Source organism: Rhodococcus sp. UFZ-B548, from assembly GCF_903819475.1.
Taxonomy (GTDB): Bacteria; Actinomycetota; Actinomycetes; order Mycobacteriales; family Mycobacteriaceae; genus Rhodococcus_F; species Rhodococcus_F erythropolis.
The window spans coordinates 50,292-74,713 of record NZ_CAIJDS010000002.1 but is presented as its reverse complement, the minus strand read 5'-3'; the positions used below and the strand labels follow the sequence as shown (position 1 = coordinate 74,713).

The 24,422-nt window shown below is 62.5% G+C and carries 21 protein-coding genes; 5 read left to right on the top strand and 16 right to left on the bottom strand.

Translation table 11 applies throughout. The annotated features are described in order from the left end of the window. The first annotated feature begins 106 nt into the window (after positions 1–106). A complete protein-coding gene (locus H7C86_RS03130) occupies positions 107–1,729 on the top strand; it encodes an AMP-binding protein (protein WP_069145989.1) in 1,623 nt (540 codons plus the stop codon). Between the two features lie 57 nt (positions 1,730–1,786). Here H7C86_RS03130 and H7C86_RS03125 read toward each other — a convergent pair whose 3' ends face one another. Genes H7C86_RS03125 through H7C86_RS03100 form a run of 6 tightly spaced genes read right to left on the bottom strand, consistent with a single transcriptional unit; the run spans position 1,787 to position 7,529 of the window. Next, the gene (locus H7C86_RS03125) at positions 1,787–2,572 is read right to left on the bottom strand and encodes an ABC transporter permease (protein ID WP_019747999.1); all 786 of its coding nucleotides are present in this window, start codon (positions 2,570–2,572) and stop codon (positions 1,787–1,789) included. Beyond that, positions 2,547–3,449, bottom strand: a complete 903-nt coding sequence (locus H7C86_RS03120) for a 2-aminoethylphosphonate ABC transporter permease subunit (RefSeq protein WP_182261086.1) — start codon at positions 3,447–3,449, stop codon at positions 2,547–2,549. The genes H7C86_RS03125 and H7C86_RS03120 overlap by 26 nt, the downstream gene beginning before the upstream one ends. After that, complete coding sequence (locus tag H7C86_RS03115) at positions 3,446–4,621, bottom strand: ABC transporter ATP-binding protein (RefSeq protein ID WP_182261085.1); 1,176 nt, start codon at positions 4,619–4,621, stop codon at positions 3,446–3,448. The genes H7C86_RS03120 and H7C86_RS03115 overlap by 4 nt, the downstream gene beginning before the upstream one ends. Positions 4,622–4,623: 2 nt before the next feature. Beyond that, positions 4,624–5,673: a 2-aminoethylphosphonate ABC transporter substrate-binding protein gene (locus H7C86_RS03110; RefSeq protein WP_020969356.1), complete on the bottom strand. Its 1,050-nt coding sequence runs from the start codon at positions 5,671–5,673 to the stop codon at positions 4,624–4,626. 25 nt (positions 5,674–5,698) lie between these two features. Further along, positions 5,699–6,376 carry a phosphonatase-like hydrolase gene (locus H7C86_RS03105; RefSeq protein ID WP_069145991.1) on the bottom strand — a complete coding sequence of 226 codons (678 nt, stop codon included), beginning with the start codon at positions 6,374–6,376 and terminating at the stop codon, positions 5,699–5,701. A gap of 25 nt (positions 6,377–6,401) precedes the next feature. Further along, positions 6,402–7,529: a TIGR03364 family FAD-dependent oxidoreductase gene (locus tag H7C86_RS03100; protein WP_182261084.1), complete on the bottom strand. Its 1,128-nt coding sequence runs from the start codon at positions 7,527–7,529 to the stop codon at positions 6,402–6,404. Positions 7,530–7,625: 96 nt separating this feature from the next. Between H7C86_RS03100 and H7C86_RS03095 the strand changes: the two genes are divergently transcribed. Both H7C86_RS03095 and H7C86_RS03090 read left to right on the top strand, forming a co-directional pair. Then, positions 7,626–8,369, top strand: coding sequence for a GntR family transcriptional regulator (locus H7C86_RS03095; protein WP_182261083.1), 744 nt, complete (start codon positions 7,626–7,628; stop codon positions 8,367–8,369). 102 nt (positions 8,370–8,471) lie between these two features. Next, entirely contained in the window at positions 8,472–9,323 is an 852-nt protein-coding gene (locus tag H7C86_RS03090; protein WP_182261082.1) for an SDR family NAD(P)-dependent oxidoreductase, read from the top strand. A 15-nt stretch (positions 9,324–9,338) separates the two neighbouring features. Here H7C86_RS03090 and H7C86_RS03085 read toward each other — a convergent pair whose 3' ends face one another. From H7C86_RS03085 to H7C86_RS37145, 6 genes are all read right to left on the bottom strand, one after another. Beyond that, positions 9,339–10,466, bottom strand: coding sequence for an NAD(P)/FAD-dependent oxidoreductase (locus H7C86_RS03085; protein ID WP_182261081.1), 1,128 nt, complete (start codon positions 10,464–10,466; stop codon positions 9,339–9,341). A gap of 9 nt (positions 10,467–10,475) precedes the next feature. Next, positions 10,476–11,162 (bottom strand): TetR/AcrR family transcriptional regulator C-terminal domain-containing protein, encoded by a 687-nt coding sequence (locus tag H7C86_RS03080; protein ID WP_182261080.1) that lies wholly within the window; start codon positions 11,160–11,162, stop codon positions 10,476–10,478. Between the two features lie 296 nt (positions 11,163–11,458). Continuing rightward, a complete protein-coding gene (locus tag H7C86_RS03075; RefSeq protein WP_019748010.1) occupies positions 11,459–12,619 on the bottom strand; it encodes a serine hydrolase in 1,161 nt (386 codons plus the stop codon). Positions 12,620–12,745: 126 nt separating this feature from the next. Next, positions 12,746–13,651, bottom strand: a complete 906-nt coding sequence (locus tag H7C86_RS03070; RefSeq protein WP_252858551.1) for a hypothetical protein — start codon at positions 13,649–13,651, stop codon at positions 12,746–12,748. Positions 13,652–13,764: 113 nt separating this feature from the next. Next, positions 13,765–15,123 (bottom strand): L-serine ammonia-lyase, encoded by a 1,359-nt coding sequence (locus tag H7C86_RS03065; RefSeq protein ID WP_141487404.1) that lies wholly within the window; start codon positions 15,121–15,123, stop codon positions 13,765–13,767. After that, the gene (locus tag H7C86_RS37145; protein WP_259349033.1) at positions 15,120–15,800 is read right to left on the bottom strand and encodes a peptidase dimerization domain-containing protein; all 681 of its coding nucleotides are present in this window, start codon (positions 15,798–15,800) and stop codon (positions 15,120–15,122) included. The genes H7C86_RS03065 and H7C86_RS37145 overlap by 4 nt, the downstream gene beginning before the upstream one ends. 127 nt (positions 15,801–15,927) lie before the next feature. Here H7C86_RS37145 and H7C86_RS37140 point away from each other — a divergent pair, with 127 nt between their 5' ends. Further along, on the top strand, positions 15,928–16,266 hold the full coding sequence (locus tag H7C86_RS37140) for a hypothetical protein (protein ID WP_259349032.1): 339 nt from the start codon (positions 15,928–15,930) through the stop codon (positions 16,264–16,266). Between the two features lie 147 nt (positions 16,267–16,413). Here H7C86_RS37140 and H7C86_RS03055 read toward each other — a convergent pair whose 3' ends face one another. After that, positions 16,414–17,757: a DUF3100 domain-containing protein gene (locus tag H7C86_RS03055; RefSeq protein ID WP_020969365.1), complete on the bottom strand. Its 1,344-nt coding sequence runs from the start codon at positions 17,755–17,757 to the stop codon at positions 16,414–16,416. Positions 17,758–17,893: 136 nt separating this feature from the next. Between H7C86_RS03055 and H7C86_RS03050 the strand changes: the two genes are divergently transcribed. After that, positions 17,894–18,892, top strand: coding sequence for an Lrp/AsnC family transcriptional regulator (locus tag H7C86_RS03050; protein WP_259349031.1), 999 nt, complete (start codon positions 17,894–17,896; stop codon positions 18,890–18,892). A gap of 36 nt (positions 18,893–18,928) precedes the next feature. Here the strand turns inward: H7C86_RS03050 and H7C86_RS03045 are convergent, their stop codons facing one another. Genes H7C86_RS03045 through H7C86_RS03035 form a run of 3 tightly spaced genes read right to left on the bottom strand, consistent with a single transcriptional unit; the run spans position 18,929 to position 24,395 of the window. Further along, the gene (locus H7C86_RS03045) at positions 18,929–19,894 is read right to left on the bottom strand and encodes an endonuclease/exonuclease/phosphatase family protein (protein WP_182261079.1); all 966 of its coding nucleotides are present in this window, start codon (positions 19,892–19,894) and stop codon (positions 18,929–18,931) included. 47 nt (positions 19,895–19,941) lie between these two features. Next, positions 19,942–21,636 (bottom strand): SulP family inorganic anion transporter, encoded by a 1,695-nt coding sequence (locus H7C86_RS03040; RefSeq protein ID WP_021343951.1) that lies wholly within the window; start codon positions 21,634–21,636, stop codon positions 19,942–19,944. After that, the gene (locus tag H7C86_RS03035; protein WP_182261078.1) at positions 21,633–24,395 is read right to left on the bottom strand and encodes a cation-transporting P-type ATPase; all 2,763 of its coding nucleotides are present in this window, start codon (positions 24,393–24,395) and stop codon (positions 21,633–21,635) included. Before H7C86_RS03035 ends, H7C86_RS03040 begins: the two co-directional genes overlap by 4 nt. Positions 24,396–24,422 lie beyond the last annotated feature (27 nt).

Below are 24,422 nucleotides of genomic sequence, written 5' to 3'. Positions count from 1 at the left end.
TGAAGTTCTCTTGTGAGCTAGATCATAGGGGGTGAACAGTACGTATGACGAGCCGCCAACGTAACCGGTCGGGCCAACCATACGACGATCGATAAGGAGCAAGTTGATGAGCACCGATCCCACCGCACGGGTGCGCGAGCTGCTGGACCAGTACGACACCCCGCATGCCAGCGCCGCAGAATTGCTCTGCGATCGGCATCCCGCGGATGGCGTTGCATTCACCGTCGTCGAGGCAGACCTTAGCTCGGTGGATCTCACTTACGGTCATCTACGTGAGCAGTCCGCGCGTTTCGCGGCAGCTCTGGCCGACCTCGGAGTCGAGCCGGGTGACAACGTCGCGACCTTGATGGGCAAGTCTGCGGACCTCGTGGTCGCACTCCTCGGAATCTGGCGCCGCGGCGCGGTCCACGTGCCCTTGTTCACGGCGTTCGCTTCGCCGGCCATCGCTTTCCGCTTGACGGCCAGTGGCGCGAAGGTGGTCATTTCCGACGCCAATCAGCTCGACAAGCTCGCGCCGGGTGAGGACATCCCCGCCAACGCAGCGTGGCAGGTCATCGTCGCGGGCGGCGCGACCGGTGACGAGTTGGACTTCGATGCACTTGTCGCAGCTCAGGATGCCGAAGACCCGAGGGGCGCTGCGCAGGCAGTCGGCGGCAACGCACCGATGGTGCAGTTGTTCACCAGTGGCACCACGGGAACACCCAAGGGCGTGCCGGTTCCGGTGCGCGCGCTCGCGTCATTCCACGCCTACCAGGAGTTCGGCCTCGACGTCCGTCAGGACGACGTGTTCTGGAACGCCGCAGACCCGGGCTGGGCGTACGGGCTGTACTACGCGTTGCTCGGTCCGCTTGCCGCCGGCACGCGAAGCATTCTGCTGCACGCCGGATTCTCCGCGCCGCTGACGTGGCAGATCATCGAGAAGTTCGGTGTCACCAATTTTGCCGCTGCTCCGACCGTGTACCGCAGTCTGCGTGCCGACAAGGCACCCGTTCCGGAAGGCATCTCGCTGCGCCGCGCGTCCTCGGCCGGTGAGCCCTTGACTCCGGATGTTGTTGCGTGGTCGAAGAACTCGTTGGGCGTCGAGGTTCGTGATCACTACGGCCAGACCGAGCACGGCATGTTCATCGTCAACGCCTGGGCCGACGGACTCCGCGAGGACGTCCGCCCCGGATCGATGGGTCGTCCGTTGCCGGGCTGGTCTGCCGCTGTGCTGGAAGACAATTCGGATGACATCGCACCGGCTCGCACTCAGGGGCGCGTGGCGATCGATACTCACAACAGCCCGTTGATGTGGTTCACCGGGTACGTCGATGCGCCGGAGAAGACGAAGCAGCGATTCAGCGAAGACGGTCGCTGGTACATCACCGGTGACGCCGGAATGACGGACGAGGACGGATTCTTCTTCTTCTCCTCGCGCGACGACGACGTCATCATCATGGCGGGCTACCGCATCGGTCCCTTCGACGTCGAGAGCGTGCTGGTCATGCACGAGCATGTCATCGAGGCGGCAGTGGTGGGCATGCCCGACGAGTTGCGCGGTGAGGTTCTCGAGGCGTTCGTCGTACTTCGCGAAGGTGTCGACGGCGACGACGAACTCGAGAAGGAACTGCAAACCCTGGTGAAGAAGAAGTTTGCAGCGCACGCGTACCCGCGCACAGTGCACTTTGTTCCGAACCTGCCCAAGACCCCGAGCGGCAAGGTTCAGCGGTACATCTTGCGGAAGGGATAAACCCCTTGCTGTGCGCCTTTATTAACCCCCGGCGGTTAATAAAGGCGCACAGCAAGGTCAGCGCCGACGGATTCTGCCGACCACCATGAGGGCGATCAGGGTAACTGCAAGCAGCAGTGTCGTATTTGCTGCGGCAAGAAATACCTGGCCGCGGTCGGTGAGTCCGAAGATGCTGACCGGCAAGGTCTTCCATGTCGCCGGGTAGACCATGACCGTTGCGCCCAGCTCACCCATCGACAGTGCGATGGAAAGCCCGGCGGCCGCACCCAACGCTGGGAGCAGCAGCGGTAGCGTCACCCGCGTCAGCACCCGCACTGGGCCGGCGCCGAGTGATTCGGCAGCTTGACGGTAGGCGGGATCGAGCCGTTCGAGCGCGGCCGATACGGAACTGAAGGCAAAGGCAAGCACCAAAACCGTGTGAGCGAGAATCACGATCCATTTGGTGCCGCCGAGCAGTAATGGGCGCTCGTTGAAAGTGATGAGCAGACCCAAGCCGATCGCGACCGACGGAACCGCAATCGGTAAATGGAATACGGCATCGGTGATGCGCCGCAGCCACATCGGTGCCTCACGAGAGGCCAGCGCGGCCCACGTTCCGACGATCAATGCCAGTGCTCCCGAGATGAATGCAGTCTGCAAACTGACGATCAGGCTGGCGAAGTTCTCGTCGGACAGCGCCGTGGAGAAGTTCTTGCCGCCGAGATTCGACGGAAGTGGACCGGTCCACGATCCGGCCAAGGCAGCCGCGACGACGGTGGCGATGGGCGCGACAAAAACCACCGCGACGACCAGGGTGAAGAATCCGAGTACGAGGGCCCTAGAGCTTCGTGTCCACAGCAGCACGGCTGCCTCCCATCAATCTGTTGAAGGTGAATCGGTAGAGGCAGTACAGGCCGAGTGAGAGTGCGACCTGGACCGTCGCGATCACTGCCGCGCCGGGCAAGTCGAAGGTGACAATGCCGCGGGTGTAGATGAGGACCGGAAGAGTTACGACGTCTTTTGCTCCGGTGAAGAGCACAATGCCGAATTCATTCAGTGTCATCAGAAGTACGAGCGATCCACCGCCCAGGAGGGCTGGCCACGCTTCCGGCATCACCACCTGCCGCAGAACTCGGACGGGTGACGCGCCGAGGCTGGCTGCAACGTCGAGCTGTTCACGCGGAATCTGGGTGAACGCGGCCAACAGTGGACGCACGACAAAGGGTGTGAAGAAGGTGATTTCGGCCGCGATGACTCCGAACGGAGTGTTCAGGAAATTCAGCGGGCCGCTCGCGTCGCCGGTGATGCTGATGATCAAGGCGTTGACGGCGCCGGCCGTGCCGTACAGAAACGTGAACGCCAGCGTGATCAGGAATGACGGCAGGGCGAGCACCGTGTCGATCAATCGCCCCACCACCTTGGATCCGGCGAACGGAACGAAGGCAAGCACCAAGGCGAGGAAGGTTCCCAGGATCAGGCACCCCAGGGTCGACGCCACGGCGATCTGGATGGTCCGCCAGAGTGCGGTCCTGAACAGTTCCGAACCGAGCACGGAGGACCACGTGGACAACCCGGTGCCGCTTCCGGTGCTCAGCGATTCCGTGAGGACACGCGCAGTGGGATAGACAGCAAACACGAGGACAAGAAGCAGTGGCGGTAGCGTCCACCCGATCCGGCGCCACGGGATGGGGTCTTTGTGCTGGGGCACAGCGGTTTCAGGGCGTTCCAAGGTAGTGGTCATGGGTGGCGATCCGCCGGAACCAGGACACTGCCGTCCGTGGGCAAGACGACGCCCACTTCGGTGTCGACCGGTCGTTCGTCGTGCCCTGGAACATCCACGTCGACGCGGACGTCGTCGAGGCCACGGACAGCCAGCGTCAGTCGCGTCGTGGAACCGCGCCAGACGCTCGAGACGATGCGCGCCGGGAATGATCCTCGTGCGCCGACGCCGGTTACGCCTACCGCGTGTGGACGAACACACAGGTAGGCGTCTATGTCGGACTCCCATTCGATGTGCCCGATCTCGGGCTGCGGGGCGTGAGCGGTGAACGGCGTGCCACCGATCGAGACCAGTGCGGAGGTGCCGATGACGCGTGTGACGGTGCAGGGCAGCAGGTTCGCACCCCCGAGGAAGGCCGCGGTGAAGCTGGACGGCGGGCGTTTCCACAAGGCCTCGGCGGTGTCGATGTCCGCGAGTCTGGCGTTGCGCATCACTGCGATTCGGTCTGCGAGCGCCAGGGCTTCACTCTGATCGTGCGTCACATAGAGCATGGCTGTGTCAGGTAGTGCGGCGCGCAGTCTCGCCAGTTCGCCGAGCATGCTCTCGCGAAGTTGCGCATCCAGGGCGGCCAGTGGTTCGTCGAGGAGGAGTACTCCAGGGCGAATTGCCAAGGCTCGGGCGATTGCGATTCGCTGCTGTTGACCGCCGGAAAGCTCACGGGGAAGGCGCTTTCCGTACGCCGACATCCCGACCATGTCGAGGGCTTCGGCTACGCGATGGCCGATCTCCGAGCGCGGAACGCGATGGGCTCGGAGTCCGAAGGCTACGTTCTCGGAAACTCGCATGTGCGGGAAAAGAGCGTACGACTGAACGACGACGCCGATACCGCGTTGTGCGGGAGGCAGATTGGTGACGTCTCGGGTGCCGAGCTTGACGGAACCGGACGTGGGGCGGACAAATCCCGCGAGGGCCTTCAGGGCGGTCGACTTGCCGGATCCACTGGGCCCCAGCAGTGCCACAGTTTCACCCGGTGCCACTCGCAGATTGAAATCGACGAGTGCATGGGTTGCGGTCTTCCCGCGGCCGTAGGCGACGTTGACGCGATCGAAGGTGATGGCCGGAGCGGAGTGTTCGATCGCTCCGTGAACACCGACGGTCTCGGGGAGCGTCCGCCCCAGTCTGGTTCTTGCCATGATCAGCTCCCGGTGGCTTTCTGGTAAGCGGCGATGTCGGCGTCGAGCGAGCTGAGGACGTCGTTCCAGTTCGGGGTCCACACGTTGACGCCCTGCAGAACTCCCGAAGGCGTGTTCTTGTCGGTCGATTCACCGGCACTGCTTCGGACGTCCTCGCGGACCGATACGCCGAGTGCATCGGTGGCGACGGTCTTCTGGGATTCTTCGGAGAGCAGGAACTCCATCAACTTCTTGGCTTGTTCGCTGCTCGGTGCGCTCTTGGCGAGGCCCATCACGTAGGGCAGTGCAATGGTGGTGCGAGTGCCGTCGGCTCCCGCGGGGAAGAAGATGTCGAACTTCGAGCCGTCGTCGGCGATGGAGGCGAGGTTCATCTGGACGTCACCGTTGGCGACCAGGAGTTCCCCGTTGCTGACCTTGGGCTGGAGCTTTCCGGTGGAGGACGAGGGACCGACGTTGTTGGCCTGGAGCTTTCCGAGGTAGTCGAGTGCGCCCTCCTTGCCCATCAGATGCTGGAGCAGCAACAACACCGCGGTACCGTCGCCGGCCTGGCCGGGCGTGGAGTACTGCAACTTGCCCTTGAACTGGTCAGTGAGCAGATCGTCCCAAGATTGTGGGGCGGGTGATGCAGTCGGATTGGCGATGAACGAGAGGTAATTCTCGACGACGGGTACGTATTTGCCGGCGTCGTCCTTCTCGTCTGCAGGAACGGCGGAGGTGTCGATTCCGCTGGGCTCGAGCAGACCTTGGGCGTCGGCCTTCTGGATGAATGGCGGCAGCGTGATGATCACGTCTGCCTGTGGGTTGGACTGTTCCTTCTCGACCCGCGAGACGACCTCGCCGGATCCGGCTTCCACGAGGTTGACGGCGATACCGGTCTGCGCGGTGAAGGCGTCGAATCTTCCCTTGTACCAACCGGACAGACCGTCGGCGCTGTAGACGGTGACGGTCTCGGTATCTGATCCGGCAGCAGTGCCGGTGCCACCGCAGGCGGTGGTGAACGAAAGGACGGACACGGCGAGAGCGGCCGCAGCGATGCTCGGGCGTAGACGCATGACGATTCCTTTTTCGGAGGTGAGATCAGGAGTGGGTGAGGAGTTCGGCGAACTCCGTTACGGACGTGACGATGTGGGTGGCTCCGGCGTCGCGAAGCTGTTGCTCGTCGTGTGCGCCGGTCAGAGTTCCGGCGACGATGGATGCGCCGGAGCGAATGCCGCTGAGCACGTCGTTGGACGTGTCGCCGAGTACGGCGATCTGGTGGACGTCGTCGATCGAAAGTTTGAGCAGGGCAGTCAGAATCAGGTCCGGGTACGGTCGACCGCGACCGGCCTCGGCGGGGGAGAGGGTGAGATCGGCGAGGGTTTCCCAGCCGAGTGCGACGAGGAGTTTGTCCTGCGTCGATCGGCTGAAACCGGTGGTCAAGGCAACTTTGATGCCGGCCTCGCGCAGTGTGGTGATCGCCTTCTCCGCGCCAGGGATCGGCTCGGCCAGGCCCTGGTCGATGAGGGAATCGTAAGTGGTTTCGAAGGCGGCGTTCGCGGCCTGGGCGCGGTCTTCGTCACCGAAGATCGCCCGGAACACGACGATCTTCGACTGGCCCATGGTGTCGAGGACGTACTGGCGAGCGGCGTCGGCTTCCGGGCCTTCGGCAGGCAGTCCGCCGGCTTCGGCAGCGGCGGCGAACGCGCGAAGAACCAGTCCGTCGTCGGCGACGGTGGTGCCGGCCATGTCGAGAACGGCAAGGGTGATGGGAGACATGAGAAGTCTTTCTTGTCGGAAGGATTCAGAGACCGAGCTGGTCGGCGGTTTGTTCCGCCAGTGCCGGGCCGAGCGTCATGCCGCGGCCACCGGGACCGGCAACCACCCAGACGTTGTCGGCGGCTTGTGCGCGGTGAACAAGTTGTGAGGGGTCGAGGCACTGGCTGTAGACGCCCGCCCATCGCTTGACGATGGGCGGAAGATCGCGACCCAGAAGTGTTTCCACCACTCCGGACAGATGGCGATAGGGCGCCTCGTCGACGTCGAAGTCGAAGGGCTCCTCGTATTCGTGGGTGTCACCGATGGTCAGACCGCCGTGCAAGCGCTGCACGCACAGGAGTTGCATGCGGTGCTCGTCGGCAGTCGGTTCCTGTGGCTGCACCGAGCGAAGGTGATCGAGGGCAGATCCGGCGAAACCGGGGTAGTAGCGGAAGCTGTCACCGTCAGCGATTGCGGTGGTGAGCTTTTCGCCGAGTGGGGCGGTCTGCATCATCTGCAGGCGCACACGTCGCAACGGGAGATCGCCGGCGAGATCGCGGGCCAATCCGCCGAGTGTTGCTCCGGGGCAGACGATCACGAGATCGGCGTCGAAGTTGCGACCGCGGTCGTCGCGGGTGTGTACGCCGGAGCTGTTCGTCGTGATCTCGCGGGCTTCCGTTCCGGCGTGGAAGGTGTAACGGCCGGTGGATTCGAGGTAAGAACGGATGGCGGGGAGCGCTTGCCGTGACTCGACAGCGGCGTCCAGGGTGCAGTGCAGTCCGCCGAGAAACTTGCCCCGGAGCGCGGGGTTGACGACGCGAACGGCGTCGGGATCGAGAAGTGCGAACCCTCGGTTGTCGGCGTCCGGCCGAGCGAATGCTTCCTGCGCGACCGCGACCTCCTCCTCGGTGCGCATGAGGGTGATGGAGCCGGCCGGGCGGTATCCGACGCCGGGGACACGGGCGGCAAGGTCCGCCCACAGCTCGCGCGAACGCAGCGCGGCTTCGAGTTCGTGCGGAGCGCGCCCGGATACCCAGACCAATCCGAAGTTCCGTACCGTTGCACCGCGGGCTTCGGGCTCGCGTTCGAGATGGATGACGTCGTGTCCCCGGCGGATTGCCTCGTCGGCGTGCGCCGTTCCGAGGATTCCTCCGCCCACAATCAAAATTCGCATGTAGAGATAGTGACGTTTGGTCTAGACCAATAGGGGGAATCGAGACGAACTCCAGGTTAACAATTGGTATAGACCGAATTCTTGTACGCTTGCGCCATGAATCAGCAGACGTCCACCGGGCCGGGGACCTCGAGCGTCGTGATCGAACCGGAGCTGAAGTACTACCGGGTGCGCACCGAGATCGAGACCATTCTCAGTGGGCTCGAGGAGGGCGACGCAGTCCCGTCCGAGCGGGAATTGGCGGCACGGTTCACTGTCGCTCGCGAGACGGTCCGTCAAGCGCTTCGTGATCTGCTTGTCGAAGGACGGATCGAGCGGCGGGGGCGGGGCACTGTCGTCGCGAGTCCGAAGTTGGTTCAGCCTCTCTCGATTCGTTCGTATACCGAAGGCGCGCTGAGTGCTGGGCGAGTGCCCAGTCGTAAGGTTGTGACGTTCGAACGAATGTCAGCCGACGACGGTCTCGCCACGGAGTTGGGTATCGAGTTGGGCGACAGCGTCGTTCATCTCGAGCGTGTCCTCTTCGCCGACGGTGAGAAGATCGGACTCGAGTCAACCTTCCTGCCGGACAGCAGGTTCGGTGAGATGCTCGACGCTTTCGATGCCACGACGTCGCTGTACGCGGCTATCCGTTCCATCGGCGTGGTCTTCGCCTCCGCAACCGAACGGATCGAGACGGTGCTCGCGTCACCGCGTGAGGCAACGCTCGTCGAGTCCACGACCTCGATGCCGATGCTTCTGCTGCACCGGACCTCCGTCGATCCGGAGGGTGTGCCGATCGAGCGGGTTCGCTCGCTTTACCGCGGCGACCGCATTGCCTTCTTGACGACTCTTCGCGAGTAGGAGGGGCGTCGAGGGGGTCTGCCGTAACCGGGAACGGTAGGCACTCCCAGGCCCGTGGAATCTGTTCTGTACTGGACTCCATCAAACGGGAGGACAGTGAACATGGGTGACAAGAAGGTCTGGTTCGTAACCGGCGCAGGCCGGGGCATGGGAGTCGACATTGCTCAGGCGGCTCTTGCCGGCGGGCACGCGGTGGTGGCAATGGGGCGTGATGCGGACCGTGTTTCTGCAGCGATCGGTGAGCATGACGACCTGTTGGTGATTGCCTTGGACATCACCGACGAACAAGCCGCATATGCTGCGGTGGACACGGCAGTTGCACGATTCGGTGGAATCGATGTGCTGGTGAACAACGCCGGAAACTTCTACGCCGAGTTCTTCGAGGTTGTCAGTCCGGCGCAACTTCGCGCTCAGATGGAGACCAACTTTTTCGGGCCGATCAATGTGACACGGGCGGTGTTGCCGGTGATGCGTAGGCAACGGAGTGGACATGTCGTGACTGTCAGTTCGCTTGCGGGCCTGGTTGGTCAGGAGTTTTGCGCAGCCTACGCCGCGTCGAAATTTGCGCTGGAGGGCTGGATGGAATCATTGCGATTCGACGTCGACCCGTACGGAATCGGGACGACGATCGTGGAGCCGGGATTCTTCCGGACCGAACTGCTTGTCGAGGGTGCGTCGTCGATCTGGCCTGAATTGTCGATAGACGACTACGGCGCTCGGACTGGGAAGACCGTCGAAGCGTGGAAGAGCATGAACGGTGCCCAGGGTGGGGATCCGGTGAAACTTGCCGCGGCACTTGTGGCACTTGTCGATTCGCCGCTACCCCCGCGTCGGTGGGTCGCCGGCGCCGATGCACTGTCCGTGGTCGAGCAGAAAGCCCACCAACTGCTCGATGAAGTCGAAGCCCACCGTGGTTTGTCTTCGTCGCTTGGCCCTCGAGGCATGACGACCTGATCCGAATTCGTCAGGTCACGGTTGTGAGTTGAACATGTCCAGGAGCCCCTGGGGTGCGTTCTCGCCGAAGCACACGTCCAGACCGTCAGCCGACTGTTGTGCCGATGCGGCGCTGCGTGGGAAGAGTCGTTCTTCGTAGGCAGCAAGTCCTTCCTCCGTGCCGCTATGTGACGCGATCGCCTGGCCGAGTTCGGCGCCGTCGAGCATTGCCAGGTTCGCGCCCTCTCCGGCAAACGGCGACATGACATGCGCTGCGTCCCCGAGCAGAGTGACCCCGGGAGTACGGCTCCAACTGTGCCCGATGGGAAGAGCATGGATGGGGCGAGGGGTCAGCGAGCTGTCCGCTTCGACGATCAGTGACCGCAGCGACTCGTCCCAGTCCGAGAAGTGTTCCAGCAGAATCTTCTTCGCAATATGATCGTCGGAGAAGTCGACACTCGCTGACCAGTTCTCGGGAACTCGCAGGGCGGCATAGATGTGCAGACTGTTGTCGGTCTCACGGTGGGCAAGGAAGCCCTTGTCGGCACTGAGCGCGAACATCATTCCGCCGCCGACTGTTTCAGCGGCCTTCGCGTGCTGGTTGTCGGCGTCGTGAAGGTCGAACTCCACGAAAGATACTCCGGTATAGGCAGGAGTGGCGTTTGAAACCAGTGGGCGAATTTTCGACCACGCGCCGTCGGCGCCGACCAGGAGATCGGTGGTGAAGTGGGTGCCATCCACGAGGTGGACTTCATGCCGACCGTCCGGCAACGGATGGGCACTGCGGACCTTTGCTCCCCAGCGGATTGTTTCTTTCGGAATTGAGCTGAGCAGTAGGTCACGCAGCTGGCCGCGGTCGATTTCCGGGCGGTCGCCGTCTCCGGTGTCCTGCTCGCTCAGGTGCACGACGGCATTTCGATCGAGGACGCGTGTCTCTTCGCCGCCTTGATGAACGAGTGCGCGGAACTCGTCGTAGAGGCCTGCGGCACGAAGCGCGATCTGGCCCGAATCTTCGTGGATGTCGAGCATCCCGCCTTGGGTCCGAGCTGTTGGTCCGGATTCGAAATCGAATACCGCCGAATCGATTCCGCGGAGATGGAGGACTCGGGCGAGGGTGAGGCCGCCGAGGCCGGCGCCGATGATTGCGATGGGATAGTGGTTCATGGTGGGTTCCTAAGAAGTGAGTGGGGTGTTCTCGATGCCCGTGATGAGCGTGCGGAATCCCCAGGAGAGACGCGCGGTGGGTTCACCGGCAAGTAGAGCTGTTGCATGGCCTGCGACGAGTGGGTGCGTCTGCGGGTTTGCGTTCCGGATTGCGTCGGTCAACGCGCTCCATTGGGCATCCGAGTCGGCGGAATTGTTCGGCGCCGAGTGTTCGGCAGCAGTGGACGTCGCGTACTGCAGCAGCAAGTCCACGCCCCACGCGGCTTGACCTGAAGGGACTTCGCCTTCGTCGAGCAATGCCAGCAGGCGCTCGAGCAGGCGTACGTAGTGAACTCCGCTGGGCCGGGAAATGAGAGCCGACTGGGCAAGGCCGGGATGATCGAACAGTATGGCCGTGTAGGACGTCAGCACCCGTTCGAGGCGCGCCTGCCAAGTGCCGGAGGAATTTTCGGCGAGGTCCACGACTCCGAGCAGTTCGTCCAGAACGGCGGCGTGCAATTCGGCGGTATTTTGAACGTACACGTACAGCGACGCCGGCCCGGTGTCGAGTTCGAGGGCGAGTCGACGCATGGTCAACTTCTGCAACCCCTCCGACCGCAAGATTTCCACCGCGGTACTGACGATGCCCTCGCGTGTCAGGGCGGGTTTGGCCGGACGATTGCGTCGGCTCGATGGACTTGCTGGCTGGTTGGGCATGTTTTCATCGTACACGAACATGTTCGTAACGAACATGTTCGTTGAGTCACGTGAAGATGTCACGAATCACATGCTGATGTTAATGGGCTACATGCCCGCACCGCCGGAGAGCATTGCGATCGTCAGCAGGATGCCGCCGACTATGCCCACGAGCGGGCTGTCGCTGTTGAGTAGCCAGTCGTTCAACGATCCCATGAGCGCCTCTTTCGGGTTTCGATCTGCCGACGGTCGAGCTTATCGACAGATCGAACCCGATATGTCACTTTTGTCTGAATTGTCGATCGGACCTGAGGTGATCAGCCGTAGACGTTGTCGGGGCTGATCAACTTGGTGATCGGTACCATCAACGCGCTGGTCAGATCAGTCTCGCCGTCGATGTCGGTGTTGATGAAGACAACCAGGGTGGTGTCCTTCTCGGGCAAGTAGACCGAGACTGTCTTGTAGCCGGGCAGGCTTCCGTTGTGACCGATCCAGCCACCGCTGTTGAACAATCCGAGACCGTAGCCGGAGCTGTCGTCCCCTTCGCTCAAGTTCACGGTTTGCAGGCGCTGCTTCTGAGTGTCGTCGGTGAGGAGATCGCCCTTGGCCAGCGCCGGAACCCAGATGCGCATGTCGTCCAACGACGAGATCATTGCACCCGCGGCGCCGCCCCACGACGGATTCCAGTCCGTCGCCGCGGTCACGGATTCGTCGAGCGTTTGGTTGGTGTAACCCTGTGCGTGTGGTGTCGGGAACGCGTTGGTCGTGGGAAAGCTGGTGTGCTCCATGCCGAGTGGTGTTGTGATCTTGGTGTCGATGACGTCCGACAGTTTTGAGCCGGAGACCTTTTCGATCACCATTCCCAGCAGAATAGTGTTGGTGTTCGAGTAGTCGACGGTGGTCCCTGGTCGAAGTTGGAGTGGGAGGTCCTTGACGTATCCGACGAGTTCCTCCGGTGTGAAAGTTCGGCGAGGATCCGAAAGATATTCCATCACAAACTGTTCAGACGTCGTGTAGTCCACGAGGCCGCTGCGCATCCCTGCCAGATGACGCAAGCTGATCGCATCACCTTCCATGACCCCGTCGACGTACTGGGAGATCGGATCGTCGAGACCGATCTTTCCCTCGTCGACCAATTGCAGCAGGGCGGTGACGGTAAATGTCTTGGTGACGCTACCGATCCGGTGGTAGAAGTCGGTCTCCATCGGTGCCTTGGTTGCAGTGTCGGCGACTCCTGCAACCTTCACATAGTTGCCGTCGGGTCCCCAAATGCCCACCATCGCACCGGGAATCCCCGTCGAATTCACCGCAGCGTCGATGATCGAATCGAGCTGGCCGGTGATGGCAGAGTCCATGACCTTGTCAGTGGTGGATGTGGGATTGTCTGTGGATTTGTCCGTGCTGCAGCTGATTACAGCGCCGGCAATGATGGCGCTGCACAGGCCGACAAGCATGATGCGTCTTGCTCCGGTTTTCATGAGTCGAACTCTGCCTGTCCGAGGGCACTCACACATCGACCCCGGGTACGGCAGACGCAGTCCCCAGGTACCTCCTCAACCGGTACCGGGGGACTACGGAACCCTGGCCTGAACCCTTGACTTGGGTCAGAGCCCGCCGTCGAAGAACGCCGCCAGCGCCGGTGCGGGGTCTGCCGCGGTGCCCATATTTGCTACGCCGACAACGATCAATCCCAGCGTGAACAGTGCAGTGAGAAGGCCTATCGACCCCGACATGAATCTCGTCCGCCTGTCGGATCGTGCCGTTCTCGCGAAGCGTGCCCACACGACCACAGTCACGGCCAGTGATATTGCTGCCGCGATCAGCGCGATCACCGCCATGGCCAAGTGATACCGCGCGAAGTCGCTGATCATCAGTTCGAGGGCGGGACTTTGCTGATTTCCGGTGCCCGTCGACTGAGCGAGCTGTTGTCGGACCTGCCCGACAGTTTCGGAGAGTGCCCCATCCGTCTGGGCCACGGGCAACATCGAGATCAGCGAAGAGAAGGGTGCGACAACACCTTGGACATTTGCCATCACGAGTACCGAAGAGAACAGCGCGAGGAGCGTGACCAGGCCTCCCGCCGAGACGAATGCGAGTTTCTTTCCAACCGTCAGAGGGCCGGCGTTCACGAACGACGCCTTGACCATGCGGCCGAGTGCGAGCAGAACCGTCAGCAGGATTACCGCAATCACAGCCTTGGCCACGTGGTAGCGCAGCCAGTAGTCGACAGCGGACTCCAAGCTCGGAGAGACGGCTTGGACACCGGAACTCCAGTATTCGACGAACGCGGCGCGGACCGTCTCGACGAGTTCCCCCTGGCCTGCGTACCCATCGCCCGGCCTACTCGTCAGCATGCCCGGGGCGAGAACGAAGGCAGCGGAGAAACCGGCGACCAACGCGATCAACGCGGCGATCTTGCGACCGGAGTGCTGCGTCGAGCGCGACGGCCCCGCAGTGTTGTGCCGTGGAGTGTTGTGCAGTGGGATTCCTCCAGCGTGATGAGCGATCATCTGGTCACCGTCCACAAGGTCATGTCAACGAGTGTAGAAATCGGTACACCGGACTTCATCGTTCGAGAGGGTGATATTTCCGGTGATGGCGTCCGCCCGCCGTCGACATCCCCTCAGCACTCGACGACATTGACGGCGAGTCCGCCTTCACTGGTTTCCTTGTAACGCACGGACATGTCGTTTCCGGTTTGGCGCATGGTTTCGATGACGGTATCGAGGCTCACCACATGCGTCCCGTCACCCAGGTATGCGAGCTGAGCTGCGGTGACTGCAGTCGAGGCGGCTACGGCATTTCGTTCGATGCAGGGGATTTGGACCAGGCCACCAACCGGATCGCAGGTCAGCCCCAGATGGTGTTCCATGGCAATCTCAGCTGCATTCTCGATTTGTCGTGGTGATCCGCCCATGACAGCGCACAAGCCGGCTGCCGCCATCGCGCAGGCAGCTCCGACTTCACCCTGGCACCCCGCCTCCGCACCCGAGATCGAGGCATTCGCCTTGATGATCGATCCGATTGCGGCAGCGGTGAGGAGAAAGGTTCGAACGTCGTGAGCGCCGGCGCCCGTAGCGCGTATGTGGTGATAGAGCACCGCCGGCACGATGCCCGCAGCGCCGTTCGTCGGAGCCGTTACCACGCGGCCACCTGCTGCATTTTCTTCGTTGACCGCCATGGCGTAGACGGTCAGCCACTCGCGTGAGGAGGGGTCGCAGTTACGTTGTTCCAGTTGAGTGTTCGCAGACCGTGCTCGTCGGCGAACTCCGAGACGCCCGGGCAATACACCTTCGGTCTGGGTGCCGCGTTCGATGCATGCGCGCATCGCGGACCAGATCGCGTCGATGCCGGTGAATGCTCGATCCTGGCCATGCATCGCGATTTCGTCCGACAGTGCCAGCTCGGCGATGGTTCCGGAGCCGCATTCCGCCAGTAGCTCTTTCGCGGTTCGATAGCGTGAGTTGATCGAATGCGCGCTTGCTTGCGTCTCCGTTCCGGCGCGCAGTACGAATCCGCCACCGATCGACAGATATGTACTCGTACAGACGATTTCGTTACCCTTGAAGGCTGTCAGTGTCATCGAGTTGGGGTGCCCGTGACGGCGAACGAGTGGCTCGAACACCATGTCCTCGCGAGTGAACACTACGTGTTCGAGTGAGCCACCGACGAGCATCACCGATCCGCCGTCCGACAGTTCGGCCCAGCGCCCGTGAACGTCGGTCGGCTCGCACGTTTCAGGATCCAACCCACGAAGTCCCGCAATCACCGCGTCGGGAGTGCAGTGACCTATTCCGGTGGCGGCGAGAGAGCCGTGCAGGTAGCAGCGAATTCGGTCGACCGACGCGGTCAAGCCGGCGGCGGAGAGCTCGCCGCCGAAAGTGTGGGCGGCGCGCATCGGACCGACCGTGTGTGAACTGGAGGGTCCGATGCCGATGGAGAAGAATTCGAGAGCGGAAACGTAGACGCCGGTGGTGCTCATTTGGCGCTCGTGACGGTGGTCGCTCCTGACTCGCGCTGGGCCGCAATCGTCAGGAGGTTGGAGCGCGAGTCCCCGGTTGCGGCTCGGATCACTGTGCGCGCCATTGCGATTGCTCCGTGCAGAACAGCTTCGTCGCCCGCTGCGGAGCGGGCATCAGCGGCAAACTCGATAGTGTGAGGAACTCCGGTGACGCCGCGCAACGCGATCATCGGGTGGATCGAGGGGACCACCTTCGACACGTTGCCCATGTCCGTCGAGCCGCCGGTCAGGGGAGTTCGGGCGGCCGCGGTGCGGCCCAGGCTCGCGATCTCCTCGTCCCAGATCGTCGCCAGCACGCGATGTTGAACAAGCTCCTCGTAGCGCGGTTCGGCGCGTTCGGTCGACCAGGAGCAGTCGCTGGCCACAGCTGCGCCCTCGAAGCAGGCGAGCATGCGACGCTTGGCGTCCAACAGCACGTCGAGTTCTGCGGCCCGAACTTCCGCTCGCACCAACGTCGAGGCCGGAATGATGTTTGTTGCTTCGCCGCCGTGCTCGACGTAGGCGTTGAGCCTGACGTCGGACGGAAGTTGTTGACGGAGAAGTCCGATGGCGACCAAGGCGATCGTGGCGGCGTCACCTGCGTTGATGCCCTTGTGTGGCGCAGCGGCCGCGTGTGCGGCTCGTCCGGTGTAGGTCACGTCGAACCGGTCGACTGCCTGCGTTCCGGTGACCGTGCAACTGACGTCTTCACCTGGGGGGGGGGGGGGGGGGGGGGGGGGGGGGGGGGGGGGGGGGGGGGGGGGGGGGCAAGACTTTCCCGCCGCCATGTTCTTCGGCCGGCGTACCGAGAAGGACGACGGTCAGGCCGTGTTCCTCCGCGACCTCTCCGAGCGCGATCGCTGCTCCCAGTCCGGCAGCGGCGATGACATTGTGTCCACACGCATGACCGATGTCGGGAAGGGCGTCGTACTCAGCGCAGACTACGACGCGGAAGGGGCCGGAGCCTCGCACAGCTTCGAATGCCGTCTCGAGGCCGTAGGCGGCGCGAGTAACCGTGAAGCCGGCTTCCTGTGCGGCGTCCGCCAAGAGGGCGGACGCCCGATGCTCTTCGAATGCCAGCTCTGGGTGAGCATGGATCGTGTGGCTGACATCGATGAGGCGTGATGCCCACTTCTCGATCGTGCTCGAAACCGAGTCTGTGTGGGTGAGGGTGTCAGCGATGGACATGGGTATTGCTTCCTTTCAACATCTTTGGTTCTCTGTGTCTTCGGATCGCGGTGTCTACGGTTCTCAGCGTCTTCGGGTGCAGTTCTAGTGCCAGAGGCCCAGCGCGAACTCCGCGACGACCACGGAAAGTAGGTAAGAGGCGAGGATCGCGACGATTCCGACGGGCACGATCTTCCAGCCGATCGTCTTGAGCAAGGGAAGGTCCTTGCCGAGGCTGAGACCTGCGACAGTCAAGGTGAGGGTGCAGATCGAGAGAAAGTCGACAGTCCCGACGGTGCTCGAGACGAAATCACCGATGGGGGACCACGGTGTTGTCGCCAAGGCGCCGATGGTGATGATTGCGATCATCGCCGCGATCTTGCCGCGCGTCAGGCGGGCCACGCCGACGCCCAGGAGCAACAATCCGGTGAGGATCAGGTAACCGACGATGATCGATCGAGATACGCCACCCGCTGCGATTGAGGAGACGATGACCCCACCGACGAACAGAATCGGAACGATGGTGGTCAGCGGCACGGTGACGCTCGGCGCAACCGCTCGTGGGGCAGTGTCGGCTTTCCGTTCGCTGGTCGTCTTCGAGCGCTTGGTGAGTGCGCCGTAGATTCGATCGGCAAGGGGGAGTGCGACATACATGCCGACATACACGCCGAGGAGGCCGGTGATGATGTTGGATGTTGCCGCTACGGCGAGTACCTGGTCGGCCATCTCGGGGTGCGCCGAAACGACGCTGGCGGCAGCGGCAGCCATCATCGAGCCGGATCCGACCCCAGCACCCATCGCCAATGCAAGGGGGTCGAAGATGTTGAAGGATGTCGCCAGCGACGCAATCAGGCTGATCAGCACGGCACCGAACAGAGTGCCGAAGACGTACATCGACAGGACACCACGGTACTGGTCGGAATCGGGACCGTAGCGTTCACTGACCATCGCGAAGGACCCCTCGCGGTCGATGGAGAAGGTGGCTCCGACGGTGGCCGGTCCCATCCGAAGGAGTACCGCCAACGGGAGTGCGAGAGCGATAGTGCCGAACAAGTGCCCCAGTTCCTGCAGTAGCAGGGCGGGGCCCGCCTCGAACAACAGTTGGATGTTCGGGCCGATGGTGAAAGACAGTCTCGCGCAAAGCAAGAGAACAGCCAGCCCCATGATTGCCGAGGCTGCGGCCTGAAGATCGAGGCCGAGAGGTTTCCACTTCTGACTCGAGACGGCACCGCCGGCAATCAGTCCCCACACCATGGGCAAGATCGTGATGGCGGCAGCGCCGACAGGAATCACTGCGGGGCCGATCAGTTGAGCGCCTGCCGCAAGCGCGAGGAGCAGAATCGCCACGATCCACAGCCGTGGCGACCTCAAGGCGAAAACGATCTTTTGCGTCGGGGTTTGATCGCTGACCGGAGAATCGTCATGCGAGACAGGGAATGCTTCGGTCATGTCGGTGTCTTTCTCGAGGGGGCGAACGAACGCAAGAAGCAAGCGTTCTCGAGGTTCAGGATTTGGTGGACTATTGATGTGATGAAGTTAGGATCGATGCGTTTCGATCCTGTTTCGGTGCAGCATTCTTTTGAAAGTGAGGTCCTCGGTGCAGGATCAGGTGCTCAAGGACGAAGATCTTCGGCTGTTGAACGCACTGCAGATCAGGCCGCGAGCCTCGTGGTCCGAGCTTTCACGCGCGATCGGTTCCGACCCGGTCACCCTGACCAGGCGTTGGGAGCGTCTGCACTCGCAAGGGATAGCGTGGATCGCTGCGTACCGTGGGGGTCCCATCGTGTCGGCGACCGCACTGCTCGAGATCGAATGCGCACCGGCACAGACCTTGAGCGTGGCCGAACAGATCGCGCACGATCCCGAAGTTCTCACAGTCGATCTCACAACCGGCAATCGGGATCTACTCGTCACGCTCACCTGCACTGACCTCGATCAATTGTCCAGGTATGTCTTGGAACGAACACGATCGCTACCGATGGTCACTGCGATGCGAACTCAGATCGTGTCCTCGGCGAATTCCGACGCACGAAACTGGCGTCTACGTGCTCTCGATGCGGAAGAAATTGCCGCGCTCGACTCGGCCCCGGCGGCGAAGAGTCGTGGGGTACGCGCCAGCGAAGAGGAACAGTCGAAGCTGTTCGACATCCTTTCTCGCGAACCACGAATTACCGTCTCGGCCCTCGCTGCAGCCCTCGGCGTCACGCCGGCTCGCGCCGGGGCGCTCCTTTCTCACGAGCTGTCGACGGGGCGCCTGGTCGTCCGCACGGAGATTGCTCGGCCCTACTCCGGCTGGCCGGCCTACGCCTGGTATTTCTTACGTCTCGAGGGGCGAAAGGAAGCCATTGCTCAGCGCCTTTCCCTCCTGCGTGAGGCGAGGCTTGTTGCTTCGACGATCGGCAGCTACGACATCGCATTGGCGGTGTGGCTGCGCTCGATCGACGACGTGCAGCGTTTGGAAGGTTATCTCGCCGAGCAGTTTCCGGGCGTATCCGTGGTGGACCGGTCGATCGTCCTGCGTACGCCGCATCATCTACATCGAACAATCGATGTGTCGGGTCGAAGCATGCCGAAGCACGGGTGATCCGTAACGCGTTCGCGCGGATCGGGTGCTCTCCGACTACTGGGGGATCGCCACGTCGACGATCAAGCCGTAGTGATCGGAACCTTCGATCTCGATGCGCTCGAGAGTCTTCGCCTGTGCACCCCGCAGAAGTACATGGTCGATGCCGACGATCGCGGGAAATTTTTTGTCCGCCGGGTAGGTGCGAACGATGCCGACTCCCAATTGGTCTGCGGTATCGGAGTAGCCGACGTCGAGAAGCTCACGGAATTGCTTGTGCGTGAAGGTCGTGTTGAAATCGCCACTGACGACGACGGTTCCCTCCGCGGCAGCGGCGTCGAGCGCGTTTCGCAAAGTGCTCAGCTCGGCAGTCCACACGTCGGGCGGGGTCACGTACGCCGGTCCGGGGTGAACCGCCAGAAGGGTGAACGGGGTTGAGAATCCCACTTCGGCAACAAGATTGGTAGGTCCGAAGCCGTTCAATTCCCGAGTTTCCGTCAGCGGATAACGACTGTAAATACCTGCGCCACCCCCGCCGGCCTCGTCCGGTACCAAGTAGTGATGCGGCAGCAGTTGCTCGAGCCCTTGATCTCTCAGAGAGCCTTCGAGTGATGTGGTCAGTTCCTGAACCGTCAGGACATCGACTGCCTTCTCACGCACCGTCGCAGTCAAACTGACGGGGTCTGCCTGCCCGAAGAGAAGGTTCGCTTGCATTACACGCAGAGACGGCCCGTCGATTTCGGAACTGTTTGCTACATACAATGGACTGATCACCGACGCGCCCACCGCTATCAGTACCACCGAAATCGCCAGCAGGATCCAGCGGCGAAAAACCAGGCATATCAGGGACGCTGCGAGTGTGACTGCAAGCAGCATCGGGACAAAGGAGGCCACGGCGATCAACGGGTTGATCGGCTTGGTGGAGTACAACGAGATCAGCGCAATGACACCGACGGCAATCCCACCCACCCCGGCGACCTGAGCGATACGGCGAGCCGGAACGTTGTCCGTCGTGAATCCCATACCAAACGGTACCTAATGCAGCTTAGGCTCCCGATTGCCTGGCGTTGTCAGTCGCCGGTTCGGGTGCGGAATGCGTTCACGGCCGCTTCGATGGTCGGGTAGAAGTGCGTCGAATCGAACCTGTCGCCGACCCCGAATCGGATGAGTCGATCCTTGATCGGACCTTTCATCTCCGCGAATGCCAATCGAATTCCTTTGCCCTCCAAAAATGTATCCAGATCGACGAGTTCGTCGACGGCGGTCGTGTCGAGTCCGGTGATCGGCTCGGCGGCAATGACCACCCATTCGACCGGGTCGGGTGCCTTGGCGACGACGGAGCGAACGTACTCGTCGAAGATCTCGCCGTTCGCGAAAAACAGTGGTGCGTCAAATCTCACCAACACGAGGCCGGGGATGCGATGTCCGTCCGGGTGGCGTTCGACGTCGTGGAATCCCGCGGGTTCGCCCGTCTCGACGAGTTCGGTTCGATGTGGCTGCCATACCTGCGCGATGACCGCTACGAAGGAGAGTCCGATCGCAACAAGGATGCCTTGAAGCACCCCGACCAGGGCAACGCCCAGAAACGCCGCGACGGCGAGGCCGAATTCCACGGTGCTCATGCGCCACATGCGGACCATGCCGCCCACGTCGATCAGTGCACACGCGGCGACGATGACGACGGCGGCCAGTGTTGCATCGGGCAGATATGCCGTCAGTCCGGGAGCGACGAGGACAAACACCAGGACGGCGAGTGCTCCGACGACACCGGCCAATTGTGTATGCGCCCCACTCTGTTCGGCTACCGGCGTCCGTGATCCGCTCGCCGATATCGGAAATCCGCCGAACAGTCCGCCGGCCACGTTCGCGACACCGATCGCCTTCATCTCGGTACTGCCGTTCACGTCCTCGCCGTGTCGGGCGGCGAAGGTGCGCGAGAGAACGCCGGTGTCGGCGAAGGCAATCAGCGCGATACCGGCCGCCGGTCCGATCAGGTGCCCGACGTCTTGCCAGGTGACTCCACCGAGAGAGGGGAGGGGAAGTCCTTCCGGCAGTGCGCCGACCATGCCGATGTCATCGGTGAGACCGGCGGCGGCGGACAAGACTATTGCCGCGACGACGGCGACCAGCACACCGGGTACAACTGGTACCCAGAGCCGGAAGACCACAATGACAATGAGTGAACCCACGCCGACGACGGCAGCGAGGGGATCGACATCTCCACCGGCCAGAGCCTTTCCGATCTCACCGATTTCACCGAGGAGGCCGGACGCGTCGACGGAGAAACCGAGCAGCTTGGGAATCTGACCGATTACGACGACGAGCGCGATGGCGTTGAGGTAGCCGAGGCGGATCGGTTTCGAGAGGAGTTCGGTCACGAAACCCAGACGCAGGAATCCGCCGATCACCAGGATGAGCCCGACAAGGACGGCGAGAACCCCGGCGAGTGCAAGCGCGTTCTCCGAATCGCCGACCACCGCCAGCGGTATGACTGCGGCGGCGATGAGCGGTGCCAGCGACGAATCAGGCCCGAGTACAAGAATCTTCGACGGTCCGACTACCGCGTACGCGAGCAACGGCACGATGGTTGCGTACAGACCGGCGTACGCGGGCAATCCGGCGGCCTCGGCGTAGCCCATCCCCGCCGGGATCAGCAGGGCCGTCAAGACGAGCCCTGCTGTGATGTCGGTTCGCAGCCATTCGCGGCGGTACCCGCGGGCAGTCGCGATCCCCGGTAGCCGACCTAGACCCTCCGTCCACGTCATCGTGTGATTGTCCCTCCCTCAGCGGAGTGACGGGCGCGCTCGGGGGCAACTGCAGTGGTCGCGGTGATGGCGACAGGTGTCGGTGAGAGGCGGCGGCGTCGGATCGCCTTTTCCAACTCGACGACAACCGGGATGATCAGCGACCAGCCTAGGCAGACGAGCCACTGGGCGCCGGTCAGTGAGGTTGTCATGAGGAGATCCTGGAGAACACCCGCCTCGACGGCAAATACGGTCACGACCGTGGGGATGGTCAAGATCTTGATGGCACCGAGAACCGGCGGAACAAGGCCGGACTCGGGATCACGCCGCATGGTCAACCCAGCGAATATCGAACCGAGCGAGAGCACTACGAATGCGGTGGTCATGGGGACATTCGCCTCAGTAGTGCTCATTTCGCCGGGTGCGAGAAGCATCGCTGCGAGTGTCACGGCAAATTGCAAGACGCCGTACGCGAGCCACTGAGCGACTGCGCTTCGATGTGCGATCGGCATCTTGGGATCGCGTGGCGGCTTGTTCATCAGATCCGGTGGCGGCGGGTCGAGCATGATCACGGCGACGGGGAACAGTGTGATGAAGAAGTGCTGGAACAGCACCATCAGCGGTGTCAGTGCCACACCCTCGTTGATGTTGAAGATGCTCGCGGCGAGGAAGAGGAGAACCAACGAGAAGAGTTTCGACATCTGGTAGCGGATGTACGAGACGATCTTCTCGTAGATGTTGCGGCCCAGGGTGATCGCGGTGATGAGGGTTCCGAAGTTGTCGTCGGTGAGCACCATCTTGCCCGCCTGTTTGGTTACCTCACTGCCCGAGCCCATGGCGACGCCGATATCGGCCTTCTTCAACGCGGCGGCGTCGTTGACAGCATCTCCGGTCATCGCGACCACGGCGCCACCGCTCTGCATGACATCGACCAAGCGAAGTTTGTCCTGCGGAGTGACTCGGCCGAACACGTGCAGGTTCGGCAACGCGGCCGAGAGTTCGTCATCGGTCATCGCTTGCAATTCGGCTCCGCCGACCGCGCCCGGGCCGAGTCCGAGTTCGGCACCGATCGCGGCGGCGGTGATGGCATGGTCGCCGGTGATCATGCGGACCTCGATGCCGGCCCGGTGTGCGGTTCGCACCGAATCGACCGCCTCCGGACGCAGCGGGTCGATGATGCCTGCCATACCGACAAACGTCAGGTCCTCGACAAAGGACATAGGGTCCGCCACGACAGCGTCTTCCCGTCCGTCGAGTCGTCTGACCGCGAATGCCAGCACCCGAAGACCCTTCTCGGACATGGACTGATTTGCTGCCGTGAGTTCGTCTCGGACTTCCTCGATCGGGACCTGCCGGCGGCCGGGGAGAAAGGCCGAAGAACAACGAGCGAGGACGACATCGGGTCCGCCCTTGACCAATCCGACGAACTGACTTGAGCCGTCGACTTCGAGATGGTGGTACGTGGCCATGAACTTGTACGCGGAATCGAACGGAACCGTCGCCACCCGCGGGTAGGTCCGTCTGGTGAGTGGGGCGTCGGCACCGATCTTTGCCGCGAGCACCACGAGTGCGGCCTCGGTCGGGTCGCCGACAACTTCCCCGGAATCGGAAACCGTTGCATCGCTGTCGAGACACAGTCCGTATGCGAGAAGGGTGAAGTCGGGCGGTGCCTCGCCGGCAACCTGCGTGATCCTTCCCGCTTTGGCGTAGCCTTCGCCGTCGACTGTGTACCAACGGCCGTGGACGTACAGCGATCGGACGGTCATCTGGTTCATGGTCAGCGTGCCGGTCTTGTCCGAGTTGATTGCACTGGTCGCGCCGAGAGTTTCGACGTCGGTCAGGTTCTTCACGACGGCCTTGGCGTCGGCCAGTTGACGGGCCCCGTAGGCCAGCATTGCCTGGACGAAGGTTGGCAGGCCGGTCGGAATCGCGGACACTCCCATCGCGATACCAAGGAGCAGAAGCGTTGTCAGGTCCTGACCACGAATGAGTCCGATGACGACGATGACGATCACGGCTGTCCACGCGATGATGCCGAGAAGTTTGGTGAGAGAGTCCAATTCTCGTTGCAGTGGCGACTTGCCAGGGGCGACGGCCGACAACATCGACGCGATCTGGCCGATCTGCGTCTGCATTCCGGTCTCGGTGACCACCATGGTCGCTGTGCCGCGGGTGACCGAGGTGTTCTGGAACACCAGATTGCTGCGGTCTCCGAGTGGAATATCCTCATTGCTCAGCGTTTTCGGGTCCTTCGGGATCGGCGCGCTTTCCCCGGTCAATGCGGCTTCCTGTGTCTCCAGGGTGGTCGAGGCGAGCAACCGCCCGTCGGCAGCGATGATGTCTCCTGCCTCGACTTGGACGACGTCACCCGGCACCAGTTCGGTAGCGTCGAGCTGAATCAGGTTCCCGTCACGAATGACACGTGCTTGGGGTGTCTGCATCTTGGCGAGCGCGTCGACGCTGGCCCGTGCCTTCAACTCCTGTCGAGTTCCGAGGACGATGTTGAGCACGACGAGCACCGCCACCACGATCGCTGTCGGCACTTCACCGATGGCGATGCTGACCGCGGCCACGGCGACGAGCATCAAGTTCATCGGATCTTTCAGTTGCAGCAGTGCGATCGACCACGTCGACGGCGGTGGCGTCGAGGTGATTTCGTTCGACCCGTAGCGTTGTCGACGTTGGTCGGCCTCACTCGATTGCAGTCCGCGCTGCTGGTCCGACTGCAGTACGGACACGACTGATTCGCCACTCTGCGCATGCCACGGCGTGGGGCTCATGACCGCACGTCCTTTCCTTGGCGATCG